The 23,984-nt window shown below is 55.4% G+C and carries 22 protein-coding genes and 1 tRNA gene; 7 read left to right on the top strand and 16 right to left on the bottom strand.

Features of this window, described 5'->3' with window-relative positions; translation table 11 throughout:
• Positions 1 to 2: 2 nt before the first annotated feature.
• Positions 3 to 1,346, bottom strand: coding sequence for a Na(+)-translocating NADH-quinone reductase subunit A (locus BFV65_RS04165; protein WP_063151170.1), 1,344 nt, complete (start codon positions 1,344 to 1,346; stop codon positions 3 to 5).
• A gap of 300 nt (positions 1,347 to 1,646) precedes the next feature.
• Between BFV65_RS04165 and dpaA the strand changes: the two genes are divergently transcribed.
• A complete protein-coding gene (gene dpaA, locus BFV65_RS04160) occupies positions 1,647 to 2,387 on the top strand; it encodes a peptidoglycan meso-diaminopimelic acid protein amidase (protein WP_006810008.1) in 741 nt (246 codons plus the stop codon).
• Here dpaA and BFV65_RS04155 read toward each other — a convergent pair.
• Both BFV65_RS04155 and lpcA read right to left on the bottom strand, forming a co-directional pair.
• Positions 2,358 to 3,125: a class II glutamine amidotransferase gene (locus BFV65_RS04155; RefSeq protein ID WP_017383120.1), complete on the bottom strand. Its 768-nt coding sequence runs from the start codon at positions 3,123 to 3,125 to the stop codon at positions 2,358 to 2,360. The genes dpaA and BFV65_RS04155 overlap by 30 nt on opposite strands.
• A 48-nt stretch (positions 3,126 to 3,173) precedes the next feature.
• Positions 3,174 to 3,752, bottom strand: a complete 579-nt coding sequence (gene lpcA, locus BFV65_RS04150; protein WP_003863232.1) for a D-sedoheptulose 7-phosphate isomerase — start codon at positions 3,750 to 3,752, stop codon at positions 3,174 to 3,176.
• A 239-nt stretch (positions 3,753 to 3,991) separates the two neighbouring features.
• On the opposite strand from lpcA, the gene fadE reads away from it, so the two are divergent.
• On the top strand, positions 3,992 to 6,436 hold the full coding sequence (fadE, locus tag BFV65_RS04145) for an acyl-CoA dehydrogenase FadE (protein WP_069596260.1): 2,445 nt from the start codon (positions 3,992 to 3,994) through the stop codon (positions 6,434 to 6,436).
• 107 nt (positions 6,437 to 6,543) lie between these two features.
• Positions 6,544 to 7,314, top strand: coding sequence for an amidohydrolase (locus BFV65_RS04140; protein WP_045308936.1), 771 nt, complete (start codon positions 6,544 to 6,546; stop codon positions 7,312 to 7,314).
• 41 nt (positions 7,315 to 7,355) lie between these two features.
• Here BFV65_RS04140 and BFV65_RS04135 read toward each other — a convergent pair whose 3' ends face one another.
• The 9 genes from BFV65_RS04135 to dnaQ form a co-directional block, all read right to left on the bottom strand.
• Positions 7,356 to 8,957 (bottom strand): gamma-glutamyltransferase family protein, encoded by a 1,602-nt coding sequence (locus BFV65_RS04135; protein ID WP_032624798.1) that lies wholly within the window; start codon positions 8,955 to 8,957, stop codon positions 7,356 to 7,358.
• A gap of 9 nt (positions 8,958 to 8,966) precedes the next feature.
• Positions 8,967 to 9,842 carry an ABC transporter permease gene (locus BFV65_RS04130; protein ID WP_048965741.1) on the bottom strand — a complete coding sequence of 292 codons (876 nt, stop codon included), beginning with the start codon at positions 9,840 to 9,842 and terminating at the stop codon, positions 8,967 to 8,969.
• Between the two features lie 2 nt (positions 9,843 to 9,844).
• Positions 9,845 to 10,786 (bottom strand): ABC transporter permease, encoded by a 942-nt coding sequence (locus tag BFV65_RS04125; RefSeq protein WP_022647136.1) that lies wholly within the window; start codon positions 10,784 to 10,786, stop codon positions 9,845 to 9,847.
• A gap of 18 nt (positions 10,787 to 10,804) precedes the next feature.
• Complete coding sequence (locus tag BFV65_RS04120) at positions 10,805 to 12,319, bottom strand: ABC transporter substrate-binding protein (protein ID WP_022647135.1); 1,515 nt, start codon at positions 12,317 to 12,319, stop codon at positions 10,805 to 10,807.
• A gap of 2 nt (positions 12,320 to 12,321) precedes the next feature.
• Entirely contained in the window at positions 12,322 to 13,404 is a 1,083-nt protein-coding gene (locus BFV65_RS04115) for an ABC transporter ATP-binding protein (RefSeq protein WP_069596259.1), read from the bottom strand.
• Positions 13,401 to 14,414 (bottom strand): ABC transporter ATP-binding protein, encoded by a 1,014-nt coding sequence (locus tag BFV65_RS04110; RefSeq protein ID WP_069596258.1) that lies wholly within the window; start codon positions 14,412 to 14,414, stop codon positions 13,401 to 13,403. The genes BFV65_RS04115 and BFV65_RS04110 overlap by 4 nt, the downstream gene beginning before the upstream one ends.
• On the bottom strand, positions 14,411 to 15,130 hold the full coding sequence (locus BFV65_RS04105; RefSeq protein ID WP_022647132.1) for a FadR/GntR family transcriptional regulator: 720 nt from the start codon (positions 15,128 to 15,130) through the stop codon (positions 14,411 to 14,413). Before BFV65_RS04105 ends, BFV65_RS04110 begins: the two co-directional genes overlap by 4 nt.
• 387 nt (positions 15,131 to 15,517) lie before the next feature.
• Positions 15,518 to 15,594, bottom strand: a tRNA-Asp gene (locus tag BFV65_RS04100).
• Positions 15,595 to 15,726: 132 nt separating this feature from the next.
• Positions 15,727 to 16,458 (bottom strand): DNA polymerase III subunit epsilon, encoded by a 732-nt coding sequence (gene dnaQ, locus BFV65_RS04095; protein ID WP_072201000.1) that lies wholly within the window; start codon positions 16,456 to 16,458, stop codon positions 15,727 to 15,729.
• On the opposite strand from dnaQ, the gene rnhA reads away from it, so the two are divergent.
• Positions 16,412 to 16,990: a ribonuclease HI gene (gene rnhA / locus BFV65_RS04090; protein ID WP_160840538.1), complete on the top strand. Its 579-nt coding sequence runs from the start codon at positions 16,412 to 16,414 to the stop codon at positions 16,988 to 16,990. The two genes, dnaQ and rnhA, sit on opposite strands and share 47 nt — an antisense overlap.
• Here rnhA and BFV65_RS04085 read toward each other — a convergent pair whose 3' ends face one another.
• The gene (locus tag BFV65_RS04085; protein ID WP_023299381.1) at positions 16,991 to 17,707 is read right to left on the bottom strand and encodes a class I SAM-dependent methyltransferase; all 717 of its coding nucleotides are present in this window, start codon (positions 17,705 to 17,707) and stop codon (positions 16,991 to 16,993) included.
• Between the two features lie 32 nt (positions 17,708 to 17,739).
• On the opposite strand from BFV65_RS04085, the gene gloB reads away from it, so the two are divergent.
• Both gloB and mltD read left to right on the top strand, forming a co-directional pair.
• Complete coding sequence (gloB, locus tag BFV65_RS04080) at positions 17,740 to 18,498, top strand: hydroxyacylglutathione hydrolase (RefSeq protein ID WP_022647129.1); 759 nt, start codon at positions 17,740 to 17,742, stop codon at positions 18,496 to 18,498.
• Positions 18,499 to 18,566: 68 nt separating this feature from the next.
• Positions 18,567 to 19,931 carry a murein transglycosylase D gene (mltD, locus tag BFV65_RS04075; protein ID WP_022647128.1) on the top strand — a complete coding sequence of 455 codons (1,365 nt, stop codon included), beginning with the start codon at positions 18,567 to 18,569 and terminating at the stop codon, positions 19,929 to 19,931.
• Between the two features lie 52 nt (positions 19,932 to 19,983).
• Here mltD and BFV65_RS04070 read toward each other — a convergent pair whose 3' ends face one another.
• From BFV65_RS04070 to BFV65_RS04060, 3 genes are all read right to left on the bottom strand, one after another.
• The gene (locus BFV65_RS04070) at positions 19,984 to 20,757 is read right to left on the bottom strand and encodes a class I SAM-dependent methyltransferase (RefSeq protein WP_069596257.1); all 774 of its coding nucleotides are present in this window, start codon (positions 20,755 to 20,757) and stop codon (positions 19,984 to 19,986) included.
• Between the two features lie 77 nt (positions 20,758 to 20,834).
• Positions 20,835 to 21,635: an endonuclease/exonuclease/phosphatase family protein gene (locus BFV65_RS04065; protein ID WP_032621812.1), complete on the bottom strand. Its 801-nt coding sequence runs from the start codon at positions 21,633 to 21,635 to the stop codon at positions 20,835 to 20,837.
• A gap of 137 nt (positions 21,636 to 21,772) precedes the next feature.
• Complete coding sequence (locus BFV65_RS04060) at positions 21,773 to 22,948, bottom strand: MFS transporter (protein ID WP_022647125.1); 1,176 nt, start codon at positions 22,946 to 22,948, stop codon at positions 21,773 to 21,775.
• A gap of 103 nt (positions 22,949 to 23,051) precedes the next feature.
• On the opposite strand from BFV65_RS04060, the gene yafC reads away from it, so the two are divergent.
• The gene (gene yafC / locus BFV65_RS04055) at positions 23,052 to 23,957 is read left to right on the top strand and encodes a DNA-binding transcriptional regulator YafC (RefSeq protein ID WP_022647124.1); all 906 of its coding nucleotides are present in this window, start codon (positions 23,052 to 23,054) and stop codon (positions 23,955 to 23,957) included.
• Positions 23,958 to 23,984: the final 27 nt, after the last annotated feature.

Genomic DNA, 23,984 nt, shown 5'->3' with positions numbered 1-23,984 from the left:
GGTTATCCTTCCTGCTCAATGCGGGTTAACACCTCGCGCAATACGGGTCCATATTCGTATTTACCTGGACACACATAGGTACACAGCGCCAGATCTTCCTCGTCCAGCTCCAGACAGCCCAGCGCCTGGGCACCGTCGGTATCGCCGGCCAGCAGATCGCGCAGCAGCACAGTGGGCAGAATATCCAGCGGCATCACGCGTTCGTAGTTGCCAATCGGGACCATGGCGCGCTCACCGCCGTTGGTGCTGGTGGAGAAGTTAAACAGCTTACGACGCAAAAAGTGGCCGAGCGTGGTACGGGTTACCGAGTATTTTTCTGCGCCAGGCAGCACCCAGCCGAACAGCTCTTTCTCGCGCCCTTCAAGCACCACGCTCACCTGAAGATGGAAACGACCCAGCCAGGCCATCGGGCCTGTCGCGTGTCTGCCGCTCAGCACCGAGCCGGAAATAATGCGGTTCTCACCCTCTTTCGTTTCGCCAGCCAACAGCGCCGTCAGGTCTGCCCCAAGCAGCGTGCGAACCAGACGCGGTTGGGTTGCCTGAGGGCCGCCGATGGCAATAATGCGTTCTGCGCACAGCTCACCCCTGGTGAAGAGCTTACCGATAGCGATCACGTCCTGATAATTAAGATGCCAGACCTGTTTCGTCAGGCTTACCGGCTCCAGGAAATGAATATGCGTTCCCACCAGCCCGGCCGGATGCGGGCCGGCAAATTCATTAAAGGCGACCTGCCCTTGCGGATGCCCGCCCAGCTTACCGCCGCTGGCCTGGCAGACATGCACTTTTCCCGGCGTCAGGCGCGTTAACACGGTGAGGCCGGCATCGAAAGCTTTGCGTTCCGCCAGGATAAGAGGCTGCGGATCCGCGCTGAGCGGGTTAGTGTCGATGGCCGTAACGAAGATAGCGGCTGGCATCGTGCCAGGTACGGGCGTTTTGCTATAGGGACGCGTGCGAAGCGCCGTCCACAGTCCTGATTCCAGCAGTTGCGTCTGCACCGCGTCGTGGCTGAGGCTAGCGAGATCGGCGGCGTCAAAACGCGTAAACTCGCGTTTCTCATCGCCTTCAATTTGAATAACTACCGATTGCAGAACGCGACGCTCACCACGATGGATGGCGACGACGGTACCGCTGGCAGGGGCTGTAAACATAACGCCAGGATTTTTTTTATCCTCGAAGAGTGCCTGGCCTTTTATTACACGATCGCCTTCCTGTACCAGCATCGCGGGGCGCATGCCCACGTAATCATCACCCACAATAGCGACATGATGAATACTGGCGCCGGTCGTTACGTGCTGTTCAGGCACGCCGGAGATTGGCAGATCGAGTCCTTTTCTGATTCTAAACATGTGGTTAGCAGGTATCCATGAACAACAATCCAGAGAGGCCGGAGTGTACCATTTTCGGCCCTGCCAAGGGCAGTAAATCCGCCGTCTGGCGCGCCGAAATGCGAGCTATTGCGCAAAGTTCCTGGAGTCAGGACGATATGAATGGGTTATAAAGTAAAACTAATTTGTAAACGCAAAGGTTGGCTCTTGCGAAAATCTCCATCGGTGCTAATGTGAGCGCTCCTGTCCAGATTAGTCTGATTTCGGGTGTCTTTTGCCGTTCTGGCAAGTTGGTCATTGTTTTATCAAGGAACCAGTAGTATGCGTAAAATCGCATTGTTCATTGCGATGCTTCTGATACCGTGCATGTCGTTTGCCGGGCTGCTTGGCAGTAATAGTTCAACGACGCCGGTCAGCAAAGAGTATAAACAGCAGTTGATGGGATCCCCGGTTTATATTCAAATCTTCAAGGAAGAGCGCACACTCGATCTGTTTGTCAAAATGGGCGAGACGTATCAACTGCTCGATAGCTACAAAATCTGTAACTATTCTGGCGGACTGGGGCCGAAACAGCGCCAGGGTGACTTCAAAAGTCCGGAAGGGTTTTACAACGTTCAGCGTAACCAGCTAAAACCGGACAGCCGCTTCTATAAAGCGATTAACATCGGTTTCCCCAATGCCTTCGACCGTGCGCACGGTTACGAAGGGAAATACCTGATGATCCACGGCGCCTGCGTGTCTGTCGGCTGTTATGCGATGACGGATTCCGGCATTGATGAAATCTTCCAGTTTGTCACGGGCGCACTGGTCTTCGGCCAGCCGAATGTTCAGGTCAGCATCTATCCGTTCCGTATGACGGATGCCAACATGGCGCGCCATAAGTACTCTGTTTACACAGATTTCTGGAAACAGCTAAAACCGGGTTATGACTACTTCGAGCAGACCCATAAGCCGCCGGTGGTGTCCATCGTCAATGGCCGTTACGTGGTGAGTAAACCGCTCAGCCATGAAGTGGTTCAGCCTCAGCTGGCGTCAAATTACGCGGTCCCCGAGACAAAATAGCGCCCACTCGCCTGGCATGATCTTTTGCCAGGTTTCGTTGCCCGTCAGCGGCTGCGTTGCAATGACAGTGACCACATCGTTCGGTGTGGTCTCCTTCTGAAAATCAATTTCCACATCCTGATCGAGCAGCGTGGCGACGCCAAACGGCGCACGTCGGGTGATCCAGAACAGATTCGTCGAGCAGAATGCCATCACGTAGCGTCCGTCAGACAGCAGCATATTAAACACGCCCTTCTCGCGTAACTCAGACGCCAGTGACGCTATGTACTTAAATACTGCGGTCATGTTGCCGGGCGTACGGGGGTAGCGCTCGGTCAGCTTGTGCAGCAGCCAGCAAAATGCTTTTTCGCTGTCCGTTTCACCGACAGGACGAAAATTGCCGGTTTCCAGTGATTTATAGCCCGAGAGCTGCCCGTTGTGCGCATAGGTCCAGTTACGTCCCCACAGTTCACGGGTAAACGGATGGGTATTTTCCAGCGCCACTTCGCCACGATTGGCCTGGCGGATATGGGCGATCACCGAACAGGATTTAATAGGATAGTCCTGCACCAGTCTGGCAATGGGTGAGTTAAAGCTGGGCTGTGGATCTTTAAACGTGCGACATCCTTTGCCTTCGTAGAAGGTAATGCCCCAGCCGTCTTTATGCGGCCCGGTTCCTCCACCGCGCTGAACCAGCCCGGTGAAACTAAAGCAGATATCGGTTGGCACATTGGCGCTCATCCCGAGCAGTTCGCACATAGAACACCTCCACAACAGCGGGGGGCACCGGCGCCCCCCAGCGAAGTCTTACTTAACCATCTCTTTTTCGATCAGTTGGATCAGGATGTGGATCACTTTGATGTGAATTTCCTGAACGCGATCCGCATAACCGAAGTGTGGTACACGGATTTCAATGTCCGCTGTACCGTCCATCTTACCGCCATCTTTCCCGGTCAGGGTGATCACTTTCATGCCCTTCTCACGCGCGGCGGCGATCGCTTTGATCACGTTAGCGGAGTTACCGGACGTGGAGATCCCCAGCAGCACGTCGCCTTCACGGCCTACGGCTTCAACGTAGCGGGAAAAGATATGGTCGTAACCGAAGTCGTTGCCTACACAGGAGATGTGGCTCACGTCGGAAATCGCAATCGCCGGGTAGCCCGGACGGTTTTCGCGATAGCGTCCGGTCAGCTCTTCGGCGAAGTGCATGGCGTCACAGTGGGAACCGCCGTTACCGCAGGAAAGCACTTTACCGCCGGCTTTGAAACTGTCGGCAAGCAGGACCGCCGCGCGCTGAATAGCGTGAATATTGGCATCATCTTTCAGAAAATTCGCCAGCGTTTCCGCCGCTTCGTTCAGTTCGTTACGAATAAGATCCTGGTACATGAGGATAATCCTTCAGTATTGATGAAATAACACAGTGGAGTGTACCGGATAGCAGTAAAAGCGAGAAGCTAAAGCCATGCGAATCGTCCGGCGTTTTGATTTTTTGTGCCGGCTAAAACGCGAACAATGTGAACCAGGTTGTAATTATTTTGTAAACACATTGCTAAAGGAAATGACATCAACTACAACCATATCATCACAAGTGGTCAGACCTCCTACAAGCAAGGGAGCTTTTCTTTATGATGATTTTGAGCATTTTCGCAACCGTTGTGCTGCTCGGGGTGTTGTTCTATCACCGTGTCAGTTTATTCCTGAGTAGCCTGATTCTTCTGGCCTGGACGGCTGCACTTGGCGTCGCTGGCCTGTGGAATATCTGGGTACTTGTTCCCCTGGCAATCATTTTGCTGCCGTTTAACCTGACGCCGATGCGTAAGTCGATGATCTCCGCGCCGGTGTTCAAGGGATTCCGTAAAGTGATGCCGCCGATGTCGCGCACGGAGAAAGAGGCGATTGATGCGGGCACGACCTGGTGGGAAGGCGATCTGTTCCAGGGCAACCCGGACTGGAAAAAGCTGCACAACTACCCGCAGCCGCGTCTGACCGCCGAAGAACAAGCCTTTATTGACGGCCCGGTGGAAGAAGCCTGCCGCATGGCGAACGATTTTGCCATCACTCACGAAATGGCCGACCTGCCGCCTGAGCTGTGGGCATATCTGAAAGAGCATCGCTTCTTCGCGATGATCATTAAGAAAGAGTACGGCGGTCTGGAATTCTCCGCTTACGCTCAGGCTCGCGTCCTGCAAAAACTGGCGGGTGTTTCCGGGATCCTGGCGATCACCGTTGGCGTGCCAAACTCCTTAGGCCCGGGCGAGCTGTTACAGCATTACGGTACGGAAGAGCAGAAAGATCACTATCTGCCGCGTCTGGCGCGTGGTCAGGAAATTCCGTGCTTCGCGCTGACCAGCCCGGAAGCCGGTTCTGATGCCGGTGCGATCCCGGATACTGGCGTGGTCTGCATGGGCGAATGGCAGGGCGAACAGGTGCTGGGCATGCGCCTGACCTGGAACAAACGTTATATCACCCTGGCGCCTATCGCCACCGTACTCGGTCTGGCGTTCAAACTTTCTGACCCGGAAAAACTGCTGGGCGGTGATGAAGATCTGGGCATTACCTGTGCGCTGATCCCAACCTCGACCCCGGGGGTTGAAATTGGTCGTCGTCATTTCCCGCTGAACGTACCGTTCCAGAACGGCCCGACTCGCGGTCAGGATATCTTTGTGCCGATTGACTACATCATCGGTGGACCGAAAATGGCCGGTCAGGGCTGGCGTATGCTGGTGGAATGTCTGTCGGTGGGCCGCGGCATTACCCTGCCGTCGAACTCTACCGGCGGTCTGAAATCGGTGGCGATGGGGATTGGGGCTTACGCGCATATCCGCCGTCAGTTCAAAATTTCCATCGGCAAGATGGAAGGTATCGAAGAGCCGCTGGCGCGTATTGCGGGCAATGCCTACGTGATGGACGCCGCAGCCTCGCTGATTACCTACGGTATTATGCTGGGCGAAAAACCTGCCGTGCTGTCGGCGATTGTGAAGTACCACTGTACCCACCGCGCACAGCAGTCAATTATTGATGCAATGGATATCGCAGGCGGTAAAGGCATTATGCTTGGCGAAGGCAACTTCCTGGCGCGCGGCTATCAGGGCGCACCGATTGCCATCACCGTGGAAGGGGCAAACATCCTGACCCGTAGCATGATGATCTTCGGCCAGGGGGCGATTCGCTGCCATCCGTACGTGCTGGAAGAGATGGCTGCCGCGCAGAATAACGACGTGGATGCCTTCGACAAGCTGCTGTTCAAACATATCGGTCACGTTGGCAGCAATGAAGTTCGCAGCTTCTGGCTCGGCCTGACGCGGGGGCTGACCAGCGCGACGCCGACCCGCGATGCAACCAAACGTTACTACCAACACCTGAACCGTCTGAGCGCTAACCTGGCGCTGCTGTCTGACGTCTCCATGGCCGTTCTGGGCGGAAGCCTGAAGCGTCGCGAACGCATCTCCGCCCGTCTGGGTGATGTGCTGAGCCAGATCTTCCTGGCCTCTGCGGTGCTGAAACGCTACGACGATGAAGGCCGTCAGGAAGCGGATCTGCCGCTGGTGCACTGGGGCGTGCAGGATGCGATGTATCAGGCGGAACAGGCGATTGACGACCTGCTGGCAAACTTCCCGAACCGCTTCGTGGCGGGCGCCCTGCGCGCGGTGATCTTCCCGACCGGTCGTCACCATCTGGCACCGTCTGACAAGCTGGATCATAAAGTGGCGAAGATCCTCCAGGTACCAAGCGCAACCCGTTCCCGTATTGGCCGTGGTCAATACCTGGAACCTACCCCGCATAACCCGGTAGGTTTGCTGGAAGAAGCGCTGCTTGACGTGATGGCCGCCGACCCGATTCACCAGAAGATCTGCAAACAGCTGGGCAAAAACCTGCCGTTTACACGACTGGATGAGCTGGCAAAACAGGCGCTGGCGGGTGGCATCATCGACAACAGCGAAGCTGCGATTCTGGTGAAAGCCGAAGAGAGCCGTCTGCGCAGTATTAACGTGGATGATTTCGAACCAGAAGAGCTGGCGACTCAGCCGGTAAAGCTGCCAGAGAAGCTCCGCAAACCTGAAGCGGCATAAGGTATTTTGCTCTCACAAACCCCGCCCCGCGCGGGGTTTTTTATTGCCACATTTTCTGGTAATGACGTGCTACAGTGTCAAAAAGTGTTTATTAAGGAGCCTGTATCGTGCCTGGTTTAAAGATTTCTGTTTTGCAGCAACCTTTAGTGTGGATGGACGGCCCCGCCAACCTTCGCCATTTTGATCGCCAGCTGGAAGAGATTACCGGACGCGATGTGATTGTCCTGCCGGAGATGTTCACCACAGGTTTCGCGATGGAGGCAGCAAAACAGTCCATGCCGCAGGACGAGGTGGTGGCCTGGATGCACGCCAGGGCGCAGGAAACAAACGCGCTGATTGCCGGCAGCGTCGCGCTCCAGACCGGGCGCGGACCGGTCAATCGCTTCCTGCTGGTCGAGCCGGAAGGAAACGTCCATTTCTACGATAAGCGCCACCTGTTCCGCATGGCGGATGAACATCAACATTATGAAGCCGGAAACGAACGCGTGGTATTTGAATGGCGCGGCTGGCGTATTCTGCCGCTGGTCTGCTATGACCTGCGCTTCCCGGTGTGGTCGCGCAACCGCAACGATTATGACCTGGCGTTGTACGTCGCCAACTGGCCCGCCCCACGCTCCCTGCACTGGCAGGCTTTACTGACCGCGCGCGCGATTGAAAATCAGGCTTATGTCGTTGGCTGTAACCGTGTAGGAACGGACGGTAACGGGCATCACTATCGCGGTGACAGCCGGGTGATCAGTCCGCAGGGTGAGATTATTGCCACCGCCGAGCCGCATCAGGCGACACGAATTGACGCTGAGATCTCGTTAACGGCGTTAAAGGAGTATCGGGAGAAGTTTCCGGCCTGGCTGGATGCAGATCCATTTAGCATTGGATAAGAAAAAGCCGGGTGGCGGCTGCGCCTTACCCGGCCTATAAATCAGCTCACCAACGCCTGCCCGTCTTTGCGGCTCTCCGTCGCAGCCACGTAGTGCCCTTCCGGCATACGGTAAATCACCTGCGCGCCGCCAAAATTGTAATCCTGGAGCGGATCTTCCACCACTATCTGGTGTCCGCGCTCGCGCAGCGCCGCGATGGTATTGCGATCGAAGGTCGATTCAACAACCACTTCCCTGCCCTGCACCACGCGCCAGCGCGGGGCGTCAATCGCCGCTTGCGGGTTTTGCCCGTGCAGCATAATGCGAAGCGCCATCTGCATGTGCCCCTGCGCCTGCATCGGGCCGCCCATCACGCCGAAGGACATCAGCGGTTTGCCGTTACCGTCCATCGCAAAGCCCGGAATGATGGTGTGGAAAGGACGCTTGCTGCCTGCCAGCGCGTTCGGGTGTTTGGGATCGAGCACAAAGCCGCAGCCGCGGTTTTGCAGGCTGATCCCCGTATCCGGCACCACGATCCCTGAACCGAAGCCCATAAAATTGGACTGAATAAAGGAGATCATCATCCCGCTGGAATCCGCTGCGCTGAGGTAAACGGTCCCACTTTGCGTCGGCGATCCGTACACAAAATCAGAGGCTTTATCGTGGTTGATAAGCGCGGCGCGCGACTTCAGATAATGGTCGCTCAGCAGCGCTTTGGCGGCAAACTCCATATGCTCTTCATCCGCAACGTAGCGATCGAGATCCGCCAGCGCCAGCTTCATTGCCTCTATAGAGAGGTGCAGCCCCTGCACGGAATCCGGGTGATGTTTCTCGATGCCGCACTGCTCCAGAATGCCGAGCGCAATCAGGGTGGCGATCCCCTGACCGTTTGGTGGCAATTCCTGCACCGAACCGCCCGCGAAGTCGCGCGATAGCAGTTCCACCCAGTCCACACGGTGATTCGCCAGGTCTGCTTCGGTCAGGTGTGCACCATGTGCTTTGGCGAAGGCGGCAATTTTCTGCGCCAGTTCGCCCCGGTAAAACGCGTCGCCGTTGGTTTTGGCGATCAGCTCCAGTGAGTTCGCCTGCGCCGGGTTACGGAAGATCTCCCCCACGCGCGGCGCGCGGCCTTCCGGCGCAAAGCAGGCACTAAACCCGGGCTGATCTTTCAGCTTGTTGTAGCCGCGCTGCCAGAGATGGCCGATCAGCGGCGAGACCGGGAAACCGTTACGCGCGTAATCAATGGCTGGCTGCGCGAGCGTGGTCAGCGGCAGCGTGCCAAAACGTTCAGCCAGCGCCACCCAGCCCGACACCGCACCCGGCACGGTCACCGCGTCCCAGCCGATTTCCGGTACGGCGGTTTTTCCGGCAAACAGATCCGCATGCCAGCTGGCTGGCGAACGACCTGACGCATTCAGACCGTGAAGTTTTTCACCGTCCCAGACAATGGCAAAAGCATCGCTGCCGATGCCGTTGCCGGTCGGCTCGACAACGGTCAGCGCCATGGCGGTCGCAATCGCCGCATCAACGGCATTTCCGCCCAGCTGTAGCATCTTCATTCCCGCCTGTGCCGCCAGCGGCTGCGAGGTGGCAACGGCGTTATGGCCCATCATCGGCGGGCGTCGTGAATCGTAACCGGTTGTAAAATCGAGCGCTTTGGTCATCATGACTCCTTAGTCGTGGCGCGGATCGAGCGCATCGCGCAGCCCGTCGCCGAGTAAATTAAAGCCCTGAACGGCAAGGAAAATCGCCACGCCGGGGAAAACCGACATCCACGGCGCCTGTTCGAGAAACCCTTTTGCGGTGTTGAGCATTGAGCCCCAGGATGGGTTCGGCGGCTGTTGGCCTAACCCTAAAAACGAAAGGCTGGCTTCGGCGATAATCGCCGAGGCAATGGCCAGCGTGGCCTGCACCAGGATAGGTGACATCACGTTGGGCAGAACGTATTTAATGATGATCCAGCGGTCCGGCAGGCCAATCGCCCGCGCGCCGTCGATGTACTCTTCGTTGCGAATGGCGATCACCTGGCCGCGCGTCAGGCGGGCGAAGATCGGCATTGCCGAGAGTCCAATAGCGATCATGGCATTCGTCAGGCTTGGGCCTAAGAATGCCCCCAGCGCGATCGCCATGATCAGGAATGGACAGGCCAGCAGTGCCTCAATAAAGCGGGAGATCACCCCGTCCCACATCTTCTGGAAATAACCCGCCACCAGCCCCAGCGGCACGCCGATGACAACCGCGATCGCCACCGACATACAGCCCGCCATCAGCGAGGTTCTCGCCCCCCAGATAATGCGGGACAAGATATCGCGCCCCAGCTCGTCGGTGCCGAACCAGTACATCGCCGATGGCGCTTTGCGCACCGCGAGGAAGTTAGCTTTGACCGGGTCAAATGGCGCGATCCACGGCGCCAGCAGCGCCACCAGCACAAAAAAGCCCACTACAAGCGCGCCAATCACCGCACTTTTATTGGCGAGGAATTTTTTCAGCACCCGGTTTTGCGCGCGCGGCAGCGCGGGCGCCACGGTTTGCGTCGTCAGTTCCGCCATGATTAACCTCGCATTTTCGGGTTGATAAGGACGTAGAGCACGTCAGCCAGCAGGTTGAGCATCAGGAAACCGATCGCCACGATCAGCACTACGCCCTGCACCACCGCGTAGTCGCGGTTGAACACCGAGTCGACGATCATTTTGCCGAAGCCCGGAATGGTGAACACCTGCTCGGTCAGCACCGCCCCGCCCAGCAGCTCGCCGAACAGCAACGTGGTGAGGGTGATCACCGGCACCAGCGCATTGCGAAAGGCGTGCTTCAGGATCACCGCTTTCGGCAGCAGCCCCTTAGCGCGCGCGGTGCGGATGTAATCCGCTTTCAGCACCGCAATCATCGACGCGCGGGTATGGCGCATCAGCGTCGCCGCCAGGCCGGTTCCGAGCACGGACGCGGGCAGCAGCAATGTCCGCAGGTTCTGGATCGGATCTTCACTGAACGGCACATAACCGGACGCAGGCAACCATTGCAGGTTTACTGAAAAGACCAGAATCAGCAGGATCCCCAGCCAGAAGTGCGGTATTGAGATCCCCGAGATCGCCACAAAGTTCGCCCCGTGATCGACCCAGCTGTTTTTGTTCACCGCCGCGAGGATCCCCATGCTGATACCAAACACCAGCGCGATAATCATCGCCAGCAGCGACAGTTCCAGCGTGACCGGCAGCTTGCTGGCAATCAGTTGCGTGACCGGCTCATGAGTGCGTAAGGAGACACCCAGATCGCCTTGCAGCGCGCGCGTCAGCCAGTTGAAATACTGCACGGGGATCGGCGCGTCCAGATTCAGCTCAGCACGCAGCTGGGCGATCACCGCCGGATCGCGCTCCTCCCCGGCCATGGCAATCAGCGGATCGCCAGGCAGCAGCTTTTGCAGGCCGAACACCATCATGCTCACCAGCAGCAGAGTGGGTATAGCCAGCAGCAGACGTTTGCAAATCAGTTCCAGCATGGGTTCTCCTCAGGAGGTTTATTTCGCCAGCGTTAAGCCAGCCAGACGCACAATGCCGTCCGGGTACGCTTTAAAGCCCTGCACGCGCTTGTTCAGGCCAAAAATGCGCGGTTCGAAGTAAAGGTATGCAATCGGCATATCGGTCTGAAGCTGCTTCACAACCTTGTCATACAGCGGCTGGCGGGCGGCCTGATCGGTGCTCTGACGCGCCTGCGTTAGCCATTCATCCACCTGAGCATTGCTGTAGCGGCCGTCGTTGAGGGTGCCTTTGCTGTTGATAAAGCCGTAGATGCTGCCATCTGGATCCGGGCGACCCGACCAGCCGGAGAAGCTCAACTGGTAGTCACCGCTCTGCTGGCGATCCAGCAGCGTGGCGAACTCGGTCATTTGCAGGTTCAGGTTAAAGCCCGCCTCTGCCACCATCGCCTGCAATACCTGGCCCACCTGCTGCGAGGTTGGGTTGTTCGGCACCAGCAGATTAACGGTCAGCGGCGCGGTAACGCCTGCGGCTTTCAGCAGCGCTTTGGCTTTGTCGACGTCACGCGGGGGAACCGGGAAATTGACGTGATACGGGCTTACCGGCGAAAACGCCTGGTTTGCCGGAGTGTAAAGCCCTTCGAACACTACCTGGTTTAAAGCATCGCGATCGATGGCCTGGGAAAATGCTTCACGCACGCGGGCATCTTTGAAGGGATCGTTCGCCGGGACTTTGCCATTGTTAATATTGAAGGTGATGCCCTGGTATCCGAGGCCCGTCACCTTCGCCAGCGCCAGCTTGCTGTCGGCTTCGACGGTTTTGACGTCGCTGGCGGCAATGCCTTCGGTCAGGTCGAGATCGCCCGCGCGCAGGTTCGCCAGGCGCACGGAGGCATCCGGGATCGGCAGATAGATAATTTTGTCAAAGTGGTAGGCGTCTTTGTTCCAGTAGTTGTCGAAGCGGGTCAGCACAATGCGGTCCTGCGACACGCGGCTGTCGAATTTATAGGGGCCGGAACAGACCGGATGGGCGGCAAAATCGGCTTTTTTCGCGGCTTCCGGCGCCATCATTGCGCCTGCGCGATCGGTGAGCTGCATCAGAAGTGCGGCATCCGGCGTTTTCAGGTGCAGGGCTATCTGCATCGGGCCGGTGACCTCCACCGACTCAACAGAAGAGAGTTCACTTTTACGCAGAGAGCCTTTTAGCGTCAGGGCCCGGTCGAGGTTGTATTTCGCGGCGGCGGCATCAAATTTTTCACCGTCGTGGAAGGCCACGCCTTCACGGAGATCCAGGGTCAGCGTTTTGCCGTCATCGCTCCACGCCCAGGATTTCGCCAGTCCCGGCACCACCTTGAGGTGCTCGTCCACGTCCACCAGCCGGTCACACAGGGAGGCAAAGACGAAGCGGCCATAATAGGTACGCGCCAGATGCGGGTCCAGCATGTCCGGATCTGCACCCAGGCCGATTCGCAGCACGCTTTCAGAATGGGCGGGCAGCGCCGCACCAAGCAACATAACACTTCCCAGTACGGTCAAAAGAGAATTACGCATTGTCATTATCATGAGTTCCTTGAAGGAAGGGAGGAGTGAGTAGCCGCGTGTTCAAACAGCACGCGGCGGCGCAAAAATGCGGCGGATGGCGGTGCGATCTGTATAACGCTGCGATCGCGATTAATCTCCTGCCAGCGGTGGCAGGCGACCTGACGTCCGCCGTCGATTACCTGATGAATCGGCTCAACCTGACGACATTCATCGCTAACATAGGGGCAACGGGTGTGGAAACGGCAGCCGGAGGGCGGATTAGCCGGGTTCGGTAAATCACCCTGCAACAGCGGCGCATCCCGCGCTACGCCTGGCTGCATTTGCGGCGCAGAGGCAATTAATGCCTGGGTATAAGGATGCAGCGGCGCGTCGAAGATATCGTCGACGGTGGCCAGCTCGACGATTTGCCCAAGATACATCACCGCCACGCGGTCGCTCATATGACGGATAACCGCCAGACCGTGGGCGACGATCACCATCGTTAGCCCCAACTGGTGCTTCAGGCTTTCCAGTAAATTGACCACCTGTGCCTGGACGGAAACATCCAGTGCGGAAACCGGTTCATCGCCCAGCAGCAGCTTTGGGCCTGACGCCAGCGAGCGCGCAATGCCGATACGCTGACGCTGCCCGCCGGAAAATTCGTGCGGATAACGTCCGGCCCAGGCCGCGGGCAAGCCGACCGTCCTGAGCAGCTCGGCGACGTGGTACTGGCGATCCGCTTTTTTCATGTTCTGGTGCAGCCACAGCGGCTCACCGACAATCTGTTCTACCGTCATGCGCGGGTTCAGCGAGGCGAAGGGATCCTGAAAGATGATCTGTAGCTCACGCCGGAGCTGGTTCAGACGTGCGCCTGAGGCGTGGGTGATCTCCTCACCCTGATAAAATACGCGCCCTTCGCTGGCGCCCAGCAGGCGCAGCAGCAGACGGCCGAGGGTGGATTTCCCGGAACCTGATTCGCCGACAATAGCCAGCGTTTCGCCTGGCATCACCGACAGCGAAACGCGGTCAACAGCCGTGACAAAGCGGGCCGGCGTAAACAGTTTTTTCGGGCCGGGGAAAAGCTTGCTCAGATCCCGGGCTTCAAGAATGGGCGTGGTCATGCAATTTCTCCCAGGGCAATGTGTTGTTCCAGCGGCACGCGGAAGCAGGCAACCTGATGACCCGTGCCGAGCATAGTGAGCGGTGGTTTTTCAGCATGACAGCGCGTCTGCGCGAAGGGACACCGGGTGGCGAAGCGGCAGCCCTGAGGCATAGATTCCGGCAGCGGGACCGATCCGGGAATGGTGGAAAGCTGGCCCTTGCGTACGCCAAGGGAGGGGATCGAGCCCATCAGGCCAATTGTGTACGGGTGCTGCGGGTCGGCAAATATCGCCTCGACGCTTCCCTGCTCTACTACCTGGCCGGCATACATCACCGCCACCTGCTGTGCCACTTCGGCCACCACGCCTAAATCGTGGGTGATCATCAGCACCGCCGTGCCCGTTTCTTCTTTTAAGGTATTGAGCAGAGCGAGAATTTGCGCCTGAATGGTCACGTCCAGAGCGGTAGTGGGTTCGTCAGCGATCAGTAATTTGGGATGGTTTATCAGGGCCATCGCAATCATCACGCGCTGGCGCATACCGCCGGAAAGCTGATGCGGGTAAGCCTTGAGGCGCATCTCTGCGGCCGGGATCTGCACCTTCTCCAGGATCTGTAGCGCAACCGTCATCGCCTCAGCCCGGGAGAGCGTTTGATGGCGCATCACCGCTTCACTGAGCTGATCGCCAAGCGTGAAGGCCGGGTTGAGCGAGGTCATGGGCTCCTGGAATATCATCGCCAGCTCGCTGCCGCGCAGATTGGCATACTCGCGCGGCGAGAGCTTGCGCAGATCGTGGCGGCGGAAGTGCATCTCCCCACTGACGATCCTGGCGCTGGCAGGCAATAACCCCATCAGCGCCAGGGAAGTGATGCTTTTACCGCAGCCGGACTCGCCCACCAGCGCCAGCGTTTCGCCCGCCCTTACCGCCAGCGAGATATCTTCGAGCACACTCACCGGCGAGCCCGCGAATTTAACGTTGAGGTTTTGCAGCCGCAGTACGGGAGTGGAATCCTTAAAGGGTATCGTCGTCATAGCGTGGAATCGTCCTCAAGGTGGATGGCCTGAATCAAGGCGGTTTGCAGGCTGAGCAGGTGTTCGCGCATGGCGGCCGCAGCTTCATTAGGCTGGCGATGAATAATCGCTGACATGATTTTGTGATGGTGGTCGTTGTAGTTGTCGACACGTTCGGGGGTGCGGGCAAGCTCGCGTAAATACTGCCAGCCGGGCTCCCGGCGGACGGCATCTATCGCATCGAAAAGCCCTAGCATCAGGCGGTTGCCGGCTGCTTCCGCAATGGCGCGGTGAAAGGCGCTATCCCACAGTTCGTTAAGATCGCGGTCATCCGGGCTGACCTTGTCAATGCGTTCCAGCATGCGCTGCATGAGCGCGAGGTTTTCCCTGGTGGCACGCAGTGCCGCAAGTCGGGCTAAGCCGGGTTCGAGCTGTAGTCGAGCTTCCATGACTTCCAGCAGGTTGGTTTGCTGAACCAATCCCTGAAGCGCCAACGGCTCAACAGGGGCAGCCGGACCAATGAAGGTACCTTTGCCCTGCTTGCGCCAGATCCGCCCTTCTTCTTCCAGCACGTCCAGCGCGCGACGCACTTCGCGTCGTCCTACGCCGAGTGTTTCCGATAGCTCACGTTCAGTGGGCAGCGGAGTGCCTGGTGTTGACTCGTGCTGGTTGATAAGCCCGCGCAACTGGTCAAGCGCGGTGCTGGAATTTGCTAAAACCCGTGAAGGTTTTTCCATATTGGTTCGCTCGCTTTCATCATGACTTTATTTTTATTAACGATAAGTTATTGATATGACGGACTACTTATCGTGCTAATGATTAAGCAATAAGCGAACCAATAATGTATTGGTTCATGAGTTTTCTGAAGAATGACAGGTAACTGAATGATTTCTTATGAATTATTTTTACATAATTATTACATATCAACATGAGGGCAGAAGGTGAGATGGAGACATAATGCACAATAACAGTGCAAATTACGCACCAATAATGTGCATTTGTTAATAAATTGCACTTTGTTTATTAAATTTTTGTTAATGAAAATAGAATGAGAATAGGTGAGTTTTTAGGGGGTATAAAACGACGAAAGCCTGAATCATTTCTGATTCAGGCTTTCTGAATAGTGGCGGAACGGACGGGACTCGAACCCGCGACCCCCTGCGTGACAGGCAGGTATTCTAACCGACTGAACTACCGCTCCACTGTTCCCGTTTGGGGAACGAGGCGAATATTACGGTTTGCCTCTGAACTCGTCAACGCTTTTTCTCAGGTTTTGAATCGTTTGCTGCAAAAATCACCCAAACGGCGATTTAACAAACGTTTCCGCCTTTTTTCATCCACGCCACAGACAGCTTCCGCCCTTCTTCTGGACTAAATCGAGGCGAGATTCGTGGTTCATCAGCTCTTCATCACTGGCTAAAACAACCCGCAGGCGATTAGCCTGGCGCACGACACGCTGAATGCCGCCTTCATCCCGCGTCTGCTGGGATTCATTTTCCATACTGAATTTTATCGACGTTTGCCCGCCGGTCATGGTCAGGTATACATCGGCCAGGATCTGGGCATCGAGCAATGCGCCGTGCAGGGTACGCTTGGTGTTGTCTATCTCATAGCGAGAGCACAGGGCATCAAGGCTGTTACGCTTGCCGGGGAACATCTTCCTTGCCAGCGCCAGGCTATCCGTGACTTTACAGAACGTATTGGTCTTTGGAATATCGCGGTTGAGCTTGCTGAACTCATAGTCCATAAAGCCGATATCGAACGACGCGTTATGAATGACAAGTTCCGCACCTCTGATGTAGTCGAGAAATTCATCCGCGACATCGGCGAAGGTGGGCTTATCCAGCAAAAACTCATCGGCAATCCCGTGAACGCCGAACGCTTCCGGATCCACCAGCCGATCGGGTTTGAGGTAAACGTGGAAGTTGTTGCCCGTAAGACGGCGGTTCACCACTTCAACGGCACCAATCTCAATGATTTTGTGCCCTTCGTAGTGGGCGCCAATCTGGTTCATACCGGTGGTTTCGGTATCAAGAACAATCTGGCGAGTAATTGCAGTGCTCATAGCGGTCATTTATGTCAGACTTATCGTTTTACTGAACGTTTCAAATACAGGAAGTCTACCAGAGATGCGTAAACAGGTAGAAATTTTCACCGATGGATCTTGTCTCGGTAACCCAGGGCCCGGCGGCTATGGCGCCATTATGCGTTATCGCCAGCATGAAAAAACATTTAGTGAAGGCTATTTCCTGACCACCAACAACCGCATGGAGTTGATGGCGGCCATCGTGGCGCTGGAAGCCTTAAAAGAACATTGTGACGTGGTGCTGAGTACCGACAGCCAGTATGTTCGCCAGGGCATTACCCAATGGATCCACAACTGGAAAAAGCGCGGCTGGAAAACGGCAGAGAAAAAACCCGTCAAGAATGTCGATCTCTGGAAGCGTCTTGATGCCGCCCTCGGTCAGCACGAAATCAAATGGGAGTGGGTAAAGGGGCACGCCGGTCACCCTGAAAACGAACGCTGTGACGAGCTGGCTCGCGCGGCGGCATCAAACCCAACCCATGAGGATGCAGGTTATCAACCTGAATCCTGATCACGGTTTTTTGTACTGCCGCGTGGCACCCACGGTCTGGCGGATCCGCGTTTTTGATTTGCTTTGCTTCATTGGGTTGAGCGTAAGGGGGATCGTCCTCTTACGCGCGACAATAAATTGCATGCAGCCCAGCGCGGGTAAATGGGTGCTTAATAAGACCCCGCCTTTACGCGTCCAGGGGATGACCTGAAACCCCCCGTAGCTCAGCACTTCGAAATTTAACAATGAAAGCCAGTCCAGCTGGCGCATCATGGTAAACATCCGGCTGTTATATGGCGCCGTGCGGCGCAGAACGGGCGTCAGTTTACGTAGCCCGATCAGACTCAGCGGATTAAAACCGCTCAGGATCAGCCAGCCGTCATCAATCAAAACGCGGTCGGCTTCCCGCAGCAGACGATGGGGATCGCTGCACCAGGGCAGCGTATGGGCGAGCAGACAGGCATCAATGGATTTTTCCGCAAACGGCAAATGCAGCGGATCAGCCTTCACCTGAACCGGGGAGCCATTAAGCGATACGCTAACCTGATGCGAGATAGCGCAGCTTTCGGTATTGATTTCTGCGCTCAGATTGCCAATCTTAAGCAGGTGAAAACCATACATTTTCGCGAGCCAGGGTTTAAGCTGAAGTTCTAAGGCCTCGCGATAATATTCACCCCAGGGCAACTCTGCCCAACGTTCCGGTGGTGCGACAGTCTGAGGTATCCTTGCCGGTTTCATCAAAACACCCGCCACGCTATAAGAGGTAATGCATGAATCTTATCAGTATTTCCGCCTTTCAGGACAATTACATCTGGGTTTTAGTCGATGACGATCGCAGATGCATCATTGTTGATCCCGGCGAATCCGTACCGATCCTGCACGCGATAGAAGAAAACGACTGGCAGCCTGAAGCGATCCTCCTTACCCATCACCATCACGATCATGTCGGTGGTGTTCCCGATCTCCTTGCGCGCTATCCCCATATTCCCGTCTACGGACCAGCAGAGACACAGGATAAGGGTACGACGCAAGTTGTCGAAGAAGGCGAAAGTATCCTCATCCTCGGGTGCGAGTTTTCCGTATTTGCTACGCCAGGTCACACTTCCGGTCATCTCTGTTTCTACAGCAAACCTTATCTTTTTTGTGGCGACACGCTGTTTTCCGGCGGCTGTGGAAGGCTGTTTGAAGGCACGCCAGAACAGATGTATCAATCTTTACAAAAAATTAATGCGCTGCCAGCCGACACCGTAATTTGTTGCGCACATGAGTATACATTAGGGAATATGAAGTTTGCTGCAAGCGTACTACCAGAGGATCGGGCGATTCAGGATTATTACCAGAAAGTGAAGGAGTTACGTGCAAAAAACCAAAAAACACTCCCCGTAATTCTGAAAAATGAGCGACAAATAAATTTATTTTTAAGAACGAATGACGTTGATTTAATTAATAAAATTAATCAAGAAACAAATTTGTTACAACCTGAAGCGCGATTTGCATGGTTAAGGTCAAAGAAAGATAACTTCAGATAATTGCGGGTTGCCTTTTCAAAATTTCGCCGTTATCATCGCTCGTCTTTTAAGCAACTATTGACACACACATGAAGGCAAAAGCGATATTACTCGCCTCTGTCCTGCTTGTAGGTTGCCAGTCACAAAACGGCAGCAACGTACAACAGCACGCACAGAGCCTTTCTGCGGCTGGTCAAGGGGAAGCAGGGAAGTTTACGAGTCAGGCGCGATGGTTGGACGATGGGACATCCTTCGCGCAGGAACAAGACTTGTGGGCCTCTATTGGCGACGAGCTAAAGATGGGAATTCCGGAAAACAGCCGGATTCGCGAACAGAAACAGAAGTATTTGAGAAATAAGAGCTATCTCCACGATGTAACATTACGGGCAGAGCCGTATATGTACTGGATAGCAGGGCAAGTTAAGAAACGTAACATGCCTATGGAACTGGTACTACTACCCATAGTGGAGAGCGCTTTTGACCCGCACGCGACGTCTGGCGCCAATGCAGCAGGCATCTGGCAGATCATTCCGAGCACAGGGCGAAATTATGGTTTAAAGCAGACCCGCAACTACGATGCGCGTCGTGATGTTGTCGCTTCAACGACAGCCGCTCTCGACATGATGCAACGTCTGAACAAGATGTTTGACGGCGACTGGTTATTGACTGTCGCGGCGTATAACAGTGGTGAAGGTCGTGTACTGAAGGCAATGAAAGCGAATAAAGCGCGTGGAAAATCCACAGACTTCTGGTCGCTCTCACTGCCACAGGAAACAAAGATTTACGTACCGAAAATGCTGGCACTGAGTGACATTCTCAAGAACAGCAAACGTTACGGTGTACAACTGCCAACACCAGACGAAAGTCGTGCACTGGCGCGTGTCCGCCTCAGCAGCCCTGTTGATATTCAACAGGTTGCTGATATGACGGGTATGTCGGTAAGTAAGCTTAAAACCTTTAATGCAGGTGTTAAAGGCTCCACGCTGGGTGCAAGCGGCCCGCGCTATGTGATGGTTCCGCAGAAACACGCGGAGCAGTTACGTGAGTCTTTAGCTTCGGGTGAAATTGCAGCCGTTCAGTCTACGCTGATTGCTGATACGTCGCCTGTAAGCAGCCGCAGCTATAAGGTGCGTTCAGGTGATACGCTTTCAGGTATTGCATCACGTCTTGGCGTGAATACGAAAGATCTCCAGCAGTGGAATAATCTGCGCGGATCCGGTCTTAAAGTGGGTCAAACGCTGACCGTAGGTGCAGGTAGCAGCGCACAGCGTCTCGCTAAAAACAGCGATAGCATTACCTATCGCGTACGTAAAGGCGACTCGCTGTCCAGTATTGCTAAGCGTCACGGCGTAAACATCAAAGATGTGATGCGCTGGAACAACGATACTGACAACCTGCAACCTGGCGACCAGCTGACGTTGTTTGTGAAAAACAGCGCTACGCCAGATTCCTGATAGTACGATCGCTTATTAAAAAGGCACCGATTCCCCTCGGTGCCTTTTTTGTTTATCCCGCTTTTTGCGCTTCAGCCATAATGGTGTCGCTGGTAAACGAACCATCGTCATGCAATTCAAAGTACGCCTTGACATCAGCAGAGGCACTCTCCTGATACAATCGGATCGCCTGAGTTAATGCCTCCGGTGTGCGCATCCGTGCAATCCATGACGTGAACTCCAGCGGCAAACGGTCGGTTATCAATGAGCGTGAAATCAAGCCAGCTTCGGTGATAAACGTAAGCCACTCTCCACTGGAGTAGTTTTGCACGTGCGAGGTATCACGCAGCGCTTCAACCGTCTGGAGCCAGATATTCCGTACCGGATGCCCGGGAGACATCACGTCCATGATGATGAATATTCCGCCCGGTTTGAGCACGCGTTTCACTTCCCGTAATGCCTGCCCCACATCATGCCAGTGGTGTGCAGAGTAACGGCTAATCACAGCCTCAAAGGATGCATCCTCAAAGGGTAAAGATTCAGCGTAGCCCTGGCGCGTCGTGACGTTATTCAGCCCTTTCGCTTTCGCCGCTTCAGCAACCACATCCAGCATCTGGCTCGATAAGTCATACGCCGTCACCTGAGTAACCTGCTGTGCGGCGGTAAAACTGGCGTGCCCCGCCCCACAGCCTAAGTCCAGCACGTGCGCGTCAGGAAACGCGGCGAGCCGTTCGCCGAGACGTACCAGATCGCGGCCAGAGGCATGTACGGCACTGCTCAGGTAGGCACTTGCCTGAGAACCAAACTGTTTTTCGACGTTGTCATGATGGGAGTGTGTTGTTGTCATGTTGCTGTCCTTTTATGGGTTAAAAAATAAAGGGCAGCACCCGCACAGGCCTGCCCCACGGCAGACCTGACGCACCATTATTTATCAGGTTTGCCGGGACTGAATTCAACTAGTAGAGGATTATGATCGGAGGCGCGCGTCACCAGAACGGAGGCGTCGTGCACGCTTAAACCCCGATAGAAGACAAAATCGAGAGGACGACCAAACGCTTTCTTGCGCTGGTCATCGTTAAAACGAACTTCACGCAGCGACATTTCACGCGCGAAGCGGTACAACGCGTTCATACGCGGACGGCTCCAGGCATTGAAGTCCCCGGCCATAATGATCGGCCCACTGTGATGAGCAATCTGATCGCCGATGGGAAGTAACTGCTTACTGTACACATCAACACCCAGGCTGAAGTTCACCGCATGAATGTTTACCACCATCAGCAGGCGGGTGTCGGGCAACGGATAGACCGTGACCAGCGCTGATTTTGCCAGACGCAGGATCGGCTCACGTTCACGCAGCGGGCAGCAATAGACCGGATGTGCGGCTGAAAGGGTCATCACCCCGGAAGGATGCTGTGGCAGAACAAAGGCAGGCACCTGATCGGCTGCAAGATAGTTCGTCGTTGCAAACCTGACCAGTTCAGGCGTGGTTTGCGCCTCCTGTAACAGAACCAGATGCGCATCTTTACCAAAATTTTGAAGTACGGATAACCACTCCGCACGCTGTTGCTTAAAGATGTTCCACACCAGTACGCGAATTTTTTCGTCACTGCTTAATGGAGTGCCCGCTGGTAATGCCTGGCTAAGGCTCGCAAACGACCCCGGAGGCAAGATCCTCTCCGCAGGCATTCCGGCAACATAACGCATGGCATAGGTATTTTTTCGCACTTTTGGAAACGGCCTCTGTAACATGAACCAGCCCGGAAAACGGACTGGTTCTAATGTTATAGGGATTTTAGGTCACACTTTCAACGCAATTACTGAGAAACCGCTTTCCAGTTTTGTAAGCAAGCACTTACTGATACTTATCCAAGTGCAACGCGAGCGGGTTTATCAAGCCGTCCACTGAGACCAATAAGGAGGAAAGCGATAAGCACAATTACCGCACCAATCCATGGCGTTTGGGTTAATCCAACATGTTCAACCACCTGCCCACCGATAACCGAACCGAGTGCGATACCGATATTAAATGCGGCGATATTCAGCCCAGATGCGACATCCACCGCATTAGGCGTATAACGTTCGGCTTTCTGCACAACATATACCTGCAATCCCGGCACGTTACCAAAAGCGAATATCCCCATAACCAACACCGTTACCAGCGCGGCGTATTGCATCGATGCGGTGAACTGGAAAATCATCAGCAGGGCAACCAGGGCGGCGAAGATGAATTTCAGCGCCGGTACCGCACCATGCTTATCCGCAAGCTTGCCGCCCCAGATATTGCCGATTGCGACGGAGATACCGTAGCCCAGTAAAATCCAGCTCACCGCGCCCGGAGAAAAACCAGCCAGTTCCTGCATCATCGGTGCAAGGAAGGTGAACGCAGTGAACACACCTCCATAACCCAGGGCCGTAACGGCATAGATCAGCAGCAGGCGCGGGTGTGTCAGAACTTTAACCTGATCGCTCAGGCTGGCGCTCGCGCGCCCTGGAATACTGGAGGGCACCAGCAGCAGGCTGGCTACCAGAGCAATCACGCCCAACAGCGATACCGCGAGGAAGGTTTCACGCCAGCCAAAATGTTGTCCGATAAACGTTCCTAACGGCACGCCGGTGACCAGCGCGACGGTTAAGCCACCAAACATAATCGCAATGGCTGACGCCGCTTTCTCTTTTGGCACCAGGCTGGTTGCAATCGTGGAACCGATGGAGAAGAAGACACCGTGCGCGAGGCCTGTCAGCAGGCGGGCAATGACCAGCGTGGAGTAATCCGGTGACTGCCACGCCAGAATATTGCCGGCGGTGAAGAGCACCATCAGGGCAACTAACAGTTGTTTACGTGGAAAGCGTCCAGTCAGTGCGGTCAGCACAGGCGCCCCAACAGCGACGCCTAACGCGTAAATAGATACCAGCAGCCCGGCAGAAGGCAGCGAGATAGCTAGTTGTTCAGCAATGGTAGGAACAAGTCCTACAATAACAAATTCGGTCGTGCCAATTGCGAAGGCACTGATCGTCAGGGCAAGAAGCGCCAGTGGCATAAATACTCCGTCTCTTCAGGATTAAGATGACAGGCAGTATGCGCCAGTGTTTAAATAACAAAAATGGTTAGAATCTCAATAAAATTTTGCAGGTGATGCAATAATGAAAGCCACATCGGAAGAACTGACTGTCTTCGTTGCCGTTGTTGAAAGCGGCAGCTTCAGCCGTGCTGCCGAACAGCTCGGACAGGCGAACTCCGCCATCAGCCGCTCGGTGAAAAAGCTGGAGATGAAGCTCGGGGTGAGTCTGCTCAACAGAACAACGCGGCAGCTCAGCCTGACGGAAGAAGGTGAACGTTATTTTCGACGCGTGCAGTCCGTTTTGCAGGAGATGGCGGCAGCAGAAACGGAAATCATGGAATCACGCAGCACGCCGCGTGGGCTGCTGCGCATAGATGCGGCGACGCCGGTCGTGCTGCATTTCCTGATGCCGTTGATTAAACCCTTCCGCGAACGCTACCCGGAGATGACCTTGTCTCTGGTCTCCTCTGAGACGTTCATTAACCTGATTGAGCGTAAAGTTGACGTGGCGATCCGCGCGGGAACCCTGACGGATTCAAGTTTACGCGCTCGCCCTCTGTTCACCAGCTACCGCAAAATTATCGCGTCGCCGCAATATATTGCAGAGCATGGCAAACCTGAGACCGTTGAGGAGCTGAAGCAGCACCTGTGCCTGGGCTTTACGGAACCTGTCTCGCTGAACACCTGGCCCGTGGCCTGTCATGACGGACAACTTCATGAGATCACCTGCGGACTTTCGTCTAATAGCGGGGAAACGCTGAAACAGCTATGTCTTGAAGGAAACGGGATCGCCTGTTTATCAGACTATATGATTGATAAGGAAATAGCCGCGGGCCAGCTAGTTGAGCTAATGGCTGACAAACGCTTACCTGTAGAGATGCCTTTTAGCGCGGTGTATTACAGTGACAGAGCGGTAAGTACGCGCATACGCGCATTTATCGACTTCCTTAGTGAGCATATAAAAACAGCTCCCGGAGGAGCTGTATGAGGGTTTAAAGGCACAGAGGGAGGGTTG

This window comes from Enterobacter hormaechei subsp. hoffmannii (genome assembly GCF_001729745.1).
Classification (GTDB): Bacteria; Pseudomonadota; Gammaproteobacteria; order Enterobacterales; family Enterobacteriaceae; genus Enterobacter; species Enterobacter intestinihominis.
Note: the sequence above shows the minus strand (reverse complement) of the source record. Positions and strands in the feature narration are given on the sequence as shown.

Coding starts and splice junctions, on each gene's coding strand:
- BFV65_RS04105 (WP_022647132.1), bottom strand. CDS start 15,130: ATGGAAAAACCTTCACGGGTTTTAGCAAATTCCAGCACCGCGCTTGAC.
- gloB (WP_022647129.1), top strand. CDS start 17,740: ATGAATCTTATCAGTATTTCCGCCTTTCAGGACAATTACATCTGGGTT.
- yafC (WP_022647124.1), top strand. CDS start 23,052: ATGAAAGCCACATCGGAAGAACTGACTGTCTTCGTTGCCGTTGTTGAA.
- BFV65_RS04125 (WP_022647136.1), bottom strand. CDS start 10,786: ATGCTGGAACTGATTTGCAAACGTCTGCTGCTGGCTATACCCACTCTG.
- BFV65_RS04165 (WP_063151170.1), bottom strand. CDS start 1,346: ATGTTTAGAATCAGAAAAGGACTCGATCTGCCAATCTCCGGCGTGCCT.
- BFV65_RS04130 (WP_048965741.1), bottom strand. CDS start 9,842: ATGGCGGAACTGACGACGCAAACCGTGGCGCCCGCGCTGCCGCGCGCG.
- BFV65_RS04110 (WP_069596258.1), bottom strand. CDS start 14,414: ATGACGACGATACCCTTTAAGGATTCCACTCCCGTACTGCGGCTGCAA.
- dnaQ (WP_072201000.1), bottom strand. CDS start 16,458: ATGAGCACTGCAATTACTCGCCAGATTGTTCTTGATACCGAAACCACC.
- BFV65_RS04155 (WP_017383120.1), bottom strand. CDS start 3,125: ATGTGCGAACTGCTCGGGATGAGCGCCAATGTGCCAACCGATATCTGC.
- BFV65_RS04120 (WP_022647135.1), bottom strand. CDS start 12,319: ATGACAATGCGTAATTCTCTTTTGACCGTACTGGGAAGTGTTATGTTG.
- BFV65_RS04115 (WP_069596259.1), bottom strand. CDS start 13,404: ATGACCACGCCCATTCTTGAAGCCCGGGATCTGAGCAAGCTTTTCCCC.
- dpaA (WP_006810008.1), top strand. CDS start 1,647: ATGCGTAAAATCGCATTGTTCATTGCGATGCTTCTGATACCGTGCATG.
- fadE (WP_069596260.1), top strand. CDS start 3,992: ATGATGATTTTGAGCATTTTCGCAACCGTTGTGCTGCTCGGGGTGTTG.
- BFV65_RS04060 (WP_022647125.1), bottom strand. CDS start 22,948: ATGCCACTGGCGCTTCTTGCCCTGACGATCAGTGCCTTCGCAATTGGC.
- BFV65_RS04135 (WP_032624798.1), bottom strand. CDS start 8,957: ATGACCAAAGCGCTCGATTTTACAACCGGTTACGATTCACGACGCCCG.
- BFV65_RS04070 (WP_069596257.1), bottom strand. CDS start 20,757: ATGACAACAACACACTCCCATCATGACAACGTCGAAAAACAGTTTGGT.
- lpcA (WP_003863232.1), bottom strand. CDS start 3,752: ATGTACCAGGATCTTATTCGTAACGAACTGAACGAAGCGGCGGAAACG.
- BFV65_RS04085 (WP_023299381.1), bottom strand. CDS start 17,707: ATGAAACCGGCAAGGATACCTCAGACTGTCGCACCACCGGAACGTTGG.
- mltD (WP_022647128.1), top strand. CDS start 18,567: ATGAAGGCAAAAGCGATATTACTCGCCTCTGTCCTGCTTGTAGGTTGC.